This is a genomic window from Bowmanella yangjiangensis (assembly GCF_017255015.1).
In the GTDB taxonomy this organism is placed as follows: domain Bacteria; phylum Pseudomonadota; class Gammaproteobacteria; order Enterobacterales; family Alteromonadaceae; genus Bowmanella; species Bowmanella yangjiangensis.
On sequence record NZ_JAFKCS010000064.1, the window covers coordinates 1 to 5,221 of the forward strand.

Consider the following 5,221-nt stretch of genomic DNA (forward strand, 5'->3'; position numbering starts at 1 on the left):
TCCTCGACACGCCAGGCCAGGCTGTAGGACAGGGTGGTGTCCAGATCAATACTCAGGTCTTCGCTGGGCTGGAACGTCAGGGCATGAGCCTGACTCGCCAGTGCCAGGGTGGCCACATGGATGGATAGATGTAGTGGTCGCAAGGCGTTTGTTGTTTTTATCATCTTGTCCTCGTTGGCGGTCGGTTGACCCCGACCAGCATCTCGGGTGAAGGGGATACAGCCAGGTGCCACTATGGAATCGCGCATCGGGGGCAACATCGTCCAAGCAGACTAACCTGAATGCGCGGCCTACGGCCGCTGCCGGCAGCCATCACAGGGTTGGCAACGCGCTTCAGCACGTGAATGACGGAGGTTCACACCCGGACACTGCGGCAGCGGCTGCAACAGGGTGTCGCGCAGGTTGGCCGGCGCTCCAGAAAGCACGACCTGGCCTCGCCGGACGGATTTGAGATACAGATTGCTTGGCCGGCCGCGATGGTTGCACCGTGCGGCGATGAAGATCGAGCCGCCGTCCGGCAACTGAGCAGGCAACCGGCGGCTGCGTTGCTGAGGACAGCCTGCAGTGGCTCGGGCCAGTGCAGGCGGGTCGTCCTGGCGTCCGTTACAGGCCGCTGATCAGTTGCCCGTTGTCGACACGGATCTCGGCGCCGTTGATGAAGCGCGATTCGTCGCTGGCGAGGAACAGCACCACGTTGGCGATATCGCGCGGCGCGGCCATGCGGTTCATCGGGTCCGCGTCCAGCACGTCCTGAGGAATCGGCTGGCCACCCGTGAGCGCCTGGGTCATCGGTGTATTGATCCCGTCCGGATGCACGCTGTTGACGCGGATGCGATAGCCCTGCTGCTTGCAGTGCAGGGCAATGGCACGGGTCATCGCCGCCACTGCGCCCTTCGACGCCGAGTAGGCACAGAACATGGGCAGGGCACCCAGCGCCGCGACCGAGGACATGTTGACGATGGAACCACCCCCGGTCTCCTTCATCGCGGAGATCGCGTACTTGCAGCCGAGGAAGTAGCCATCGCTGTTGATCTTCTGCACCCGCTGCCACTGTTCCAGGCTGGTCTCCTCGATGTTGCCCAGCAGGAGGATGGCGGCATTGTTGACCAATACGTCGAGGCGCCCGAAGCGCTCCAGGGTGCACTTGATGACGTGCTGCCAGTCGGCCTCGCTGGCGATGTCCTGGCGCACGAACAGCGCGTTGTCGCCGATCTCGGCGGCAACCGAGCGCCCGGCCTCCTCATTGAGGTCAGTGAGCACCACCCTGGCACCCTGGCTGGCCAGCAGCAGGGCATCTTCACGACCCACCCCGCTGGCGGCACCCGTGATCAGGCAGACTTTGCCTTGGACTCGACTCATGTTGTTCTCCTTTTGGTTTGCTGCGCTGGACGGGTAGTCGTGGTCGCCATGTGTACGGCGGCGCGACGCCCGGAATAGATGCAGTCGGCCAACGAGAGGCCGGAGACATAAAGATTGGAGGCGACGCCAACCGCGTTGCGGCCGGCGCTATACAGGCCGGCAATGGCCACCCCGTTGTCGTCCAGGACATGGCCACTGGTCTCGCATACCCGCAAGCCACCCAGGCTGATGGTTGGGCAGGGGAACAGACGGCAGGCGAAGGAAAGATCCAGTGCGTACCATGGGCCTTTGCTCAGGTCAGAGAGCATGGCTGGCGACTTGCCGAACGCATCGACACATTCACCCCGGGCAGCGGCGTTGTAGGCCTCCAGGCTGGCTCTGAACTCGCGCTCGGGGAGGCCACAGCGCGCCGCCAGGCGTTCGAGCGTGCCGGCACGCTTGCTGTTGCACAGCAGGTTGAGCAGCACCGGCAGGCGCTGGAATTGCCAGACACGCCCTGGGCCAACCTGGCGCAGGGCTTTGCAGACAAGGTCGCGGTTGAGGATGAGAAAGGCGCGCCCGCCGTGCTCCTCGACCATGGCATGCCCGAGCTTGGCGCCATACACCTCTTCGTTGCAGCAGCGCTGGCCAAACGCGTTGACGACCAGGCCCCGCGCCCAGGCCTGCGGCGGATTGATGAAACGCCAGGCGCTGATCCTGTCCATGCGCGCGGTCGAGCCACCAGCGCTAAGCCCCAGGCAGATGCCACTGCCGTCGCAGCCTGCGCTGCCCAGCGGCAACCCGGCCAGGTAGGCGGGTGCGTGTCGCTGGACCATCTCGCGATTGAGCACGAAACCACCCGCACTGAGCAGGACCCCGCGTTCCGCACGGATCAGACGGCGTTCGGCGTGTGCCTGTTCGATCTTCCTCGCCCGCGTGCGCAAGCGTTCGGCCAACGCCGGGGCATACATGTGCAGGGCCTGGGCCCAGCGAGACAGCCGCGCGTGGCGATGCGCCGCCGCGCTGCCGGCGGCCAGCTGCCAGGCCTCGACACCAATGACCCGGTCGTTCGCATCCAGTATCAGGCGGCGTGCCTGGCACTGGCTGTACAGGCGTACACCGGCGCGCTGTGCGCTGGCTGCCAGCGCGGCATAGAGCACGGCGCCAGACATGCCCCTGCCCTTGGCCCGATGCCCGCGCGGTGCGGGTGAGGCATGGCGAGCATAGTCGGCCACGGTTTCGTTGCCCGAGTAATAGAGGTAGTACTGGTCGCTGGGGTAGGAGGTCTTGTGTGGCGGCACGCTGGCCTCGAAGGCTACGCCCTGGCGCTCCAGCCAGGCCAACTGTTCGCAGCTGCGCTGACAGAAATCGCGCAGGGTCGCCTCGCTCACCGCGTCGCCGACTTCCTGGCGCAGGTAGGCGAACATCGCCTCGGGACTGTCCTGATAGCCCGCTTGCTGTTGGTAGGGCGTACCACCCCCGGCGTACACCACACCGCCACTCAGTGCGCTGGCACCGCCCCCTGCGTAGCGGTCGAGGGCCAGAACCCGCAGGCCGCGCTCGGCTGCCTCGATGGCCGCGCTGGCGCCTGCCGCACCAAAACCGACCACCAGCAGCCCACAGCGTTCGCTCCAGTCGATTTGGGCGGCACTGCTCACGCGCAGTGCCGACGAAGCCTGGACATTCTCCATACCGTGCTTCAGCTGGCCGCCGCCAGCGGCGTTGCTGCGGTCGTGGTATAGGCGCCATTCAGGTAGACCAGCGGGGTGATCTCCTCGCTGTTGCGAATCTGGCGGATACGCCCGATGAAGATGCTGTGAGTGCCATAGCTGAACTTGCCGTCCTGCTGGCAGAGGATCGCCGACTGGGCGTCGGCCAGGTATGGGATGCCGTCCTCGTCCTGCCGCCAGTCCCCGCGCTGGAAGCGGGCCTCACCCTTGATCGGGCCACTGCACAGGTGCGACAGCTCCTCCTGCTGCAGGCCAAGGATGTTCACGCAGAAGTCCGCGCCGGCATCCAGGACCGCGTGCAGCGAGGCGGTCTTGTTCACGCAGATCAGCAGCGATGGCGGCTCGGTGGACAGCGAATCCACTGCAGTGGCCGACATCGCGAAGCGCTGCTGGCCGTTGCTGGTGGTGATGATGGTCACTGACTTGGCCAGGCGGCGCATGGCCTGGAGCATGTCGTCCTTCAGTGGGGTGTCGTTCATCGCACGGGCCTCCGGGTACTTGGCAGTGCGATCGATTCTTGCCCTTGGCCTCAGCGGCAGCATCGTCCGAGGGGACTAGGTGTCACCTTGCAGCCTGCTGGCGCCTCTTGCGGGAGCCGCGCTCCGTCGCCAAGCACATCGCGGCTACGTGCTCCTTTTTCTCTCTCCGGCGGTAGCGATGGGCGCCAATAGTCCGTTTGTGGGATTCAGCTGCGCGGGTGATCTCCGACCATGGGCACACGGCACGCGAAGCGGTCGCCGACAGCTCCCTGAGACCTAACAAGTACAAGGAACCGCCATGAAATTCTCCCTGATCTATGAGGCCCAGACGGTTGACGCCAGCCGCGAAGGTGATCGCCGCATATTCGACGAAACCGTCGAGCATGCCGTGCTGGCTGACAAGCTCGGTTTCGATACCTTCTGGTGCGTGGAGCACACTGCGCTGACCAACTACTCGCACATGTCCGCTCCTGAAACCGTGCTGGCGTTCGTCGCAGGCAAGACCGAGCGTATCGGCATCGGCCACGGTGTGGTGTGCCTGCCTCCGGCCATGAATCACCCGGTGAAGGTCGCCGAGCGCATCGCCACCCTCGACCTGCTGTCCAAGGGCCGCGTGCACTTCGGCGTGGGCAAGGGTGGCACGGAGCAGGAGGCGGGCACTTTCGGCTACGACCTGGCCAGCCTGCAGCCACAGATCGACGAGGCGATGTACCTGATTCCGAAGATGTTCGTGCGCGACGAAATCGAGCATCACGGCGACTTCGTGCAGATGCCCAGGCGGCCGATTCATCCCAAGCCCTATCAGGATCCGCACCCACCGATGTACCTGGCCTGCACCAATACCGAGAGCCTGAAACGTGCGGGTGGCCGGGGCATGGGAGCGCTGGTGCTGGGTTTCGGCGGCCCTGAGGAGATCGCCAAGAAGGTCGCCGTGTATCACGAGGCCTGGGACCAGCGGGAAGAGAAGGACCAGGTGGGCTTTCGCCCCAATCGCCATATCGCCGCACTGTGCCCGGCCATCGTTCTCGACGACAACGCGACGGCGCGCAAGATCGGCATTCGCGGGCAGCGCTACTTCATGGAGTCGCTCGGCTACTGGTATGGCGGCGGCGCCCGTCCGGACCCGGCGCAATGGACGGAAGACGTCGTACACGACGGCAGCGGCCAGGACATCATCAAATCCAACTTCGCCTCGGAGACCGTCACGGTGGATTTCTCCGATCCGGCCATGAGCATGCTCAACCCGAACCACGCCTATGGCACGGTCGAGGACTGCATCGGTTACGTGCAGCGCCTGATCGATGCGGGGGCCGACGAGATCCTGTTCATCTGCCAGATGGGCACGGTACCGAACTGGGCGCAGCTGGAAACGCTGAAGAACATTGGCGAAAAAGTCATTCCGTACTTCCGCAGCAGGCAACAGCAGGACCGCTGAGCTGGGCATGGCGGTGGGCCCTCGGGTCCATCATAGGCTTGCGGGCGAGCATTCAGCGTGAGGCACCGCAGCCATTTTCTGGCTGACGGTGAGCATGTCTATCGGCGACGGTCCGGGGGCTGTCGCCTGATCGGAGGTGAGCGGAGATGACGACCACGACCGAAGCAATGCGGACGGCGATGCAACGTTATGTCGAACTGGTGGATGCTGGCGACGTCGAAGGCATCCTTGCGCTCTAT

5 protein-coding genes are annotated in these 5,221 nt (G+C 64.8%); 1 reads left to right on the forward strand and 4 read right to left on the reverse strand.

Annotated features, from left to right (window positions below):
• The 4 genes from J0A65_RS27970 to J0A65_RS21335 form a co-directional block, all read right to left on the reverse strand.
• The coding region (locus J0A65_RS27970; RefSeq protein ID WP_416135322.1) for a DUF1302 family protein at positions 1–260 on the reverse strand (260 nt) is incomplete at its 3' end.
• A 343-nt stretch (positions 261–603) separates the two neighbouring features.
• On the reverse strand, positions 604–1,359 hold the full coding sequence (locus J0A65_RS21325) for a glucose 1-dehydrogenase (RefSeq protein ID WP_152488694.1): 756 nt from the start codon (positions 1,357–1,359) through the stop codon (positions 604–606).
• A complete protein-coding gene (locus J0A65_RS21330) occupies positions 1,356–3,029 on the reverse strand; it encodes an FAD-binding protein (protein WP_206596351.1) in 1,674 nt (557 codons plus the stop codon). Before J0A65_RS21330 ends, J0A65_RS21325 begins: the two co-directional genes overlap by 4 nt.
• A gap of 8 nt (positions 3,030–3,037) precedes the next feature.
• A complete protein-coding gene (locus J0A65_RS21335) occupies positions 3,038–3,547 on the reverse strand; it encodes a flavin reductase family protein (RefSeq protein WP_206596352.1) in 510 nt (169 codons plus the stop codon).
• 298 nt (positions 3,548–3,845) lie between these two features.
• Here J0A65_RS21335 and J0A65_RS21340 point away from each other — a divergent pair, with 298 nt between their 5' ends.
• On the forward strand, positions 3,846–4,982 hold the full coding sequence (locus J0A65_RS21340) for an LLM class flavin-dependent oxidoreductase (RefSeq protein WP_206596353.1): 1,137 nt from the start codon (positions 3,846–3,848) through the stop codon (positions 4,980–4,982).
• Positions 4,983–5,221: the final 239 nt, after the last annotated feature.

What these genes read in the sequence shown, in the direction of transcription:
- J0A65_RS21340 (WP_206596353.1), top strand. Translation starts at nt 3,846, where the DNA reads ATGAAATTCTCCCTGATCTATGAGGCCCAGACGGTTGACGCCAGCCGC.
- J0A65_RS21335 (WP_206596352.1), bottom strand. Translation starts at nt 3,547, where the DNA reads ATGAACGACACCCCACTGAAGGACGACATGCTCCAGGCCATGCGCCGC.
- J0A65_RS21325 (WP_152488694.1), bottom strand. Translation starts at nt 1,359, where the DNA reads ATGAGTCGAGTCCAAGGCAAAGTCTGCCTGATCACGGGTGCCGCCAGC.
- J0A65_RS21330 (WP_206596351.1), bottom strand. Translation starts at nt 3,029, where the DNA reads ATGGAGAATGTCCAGGCTTCGTCGGCACTGCGCGTGAGCAGTGCCGCC.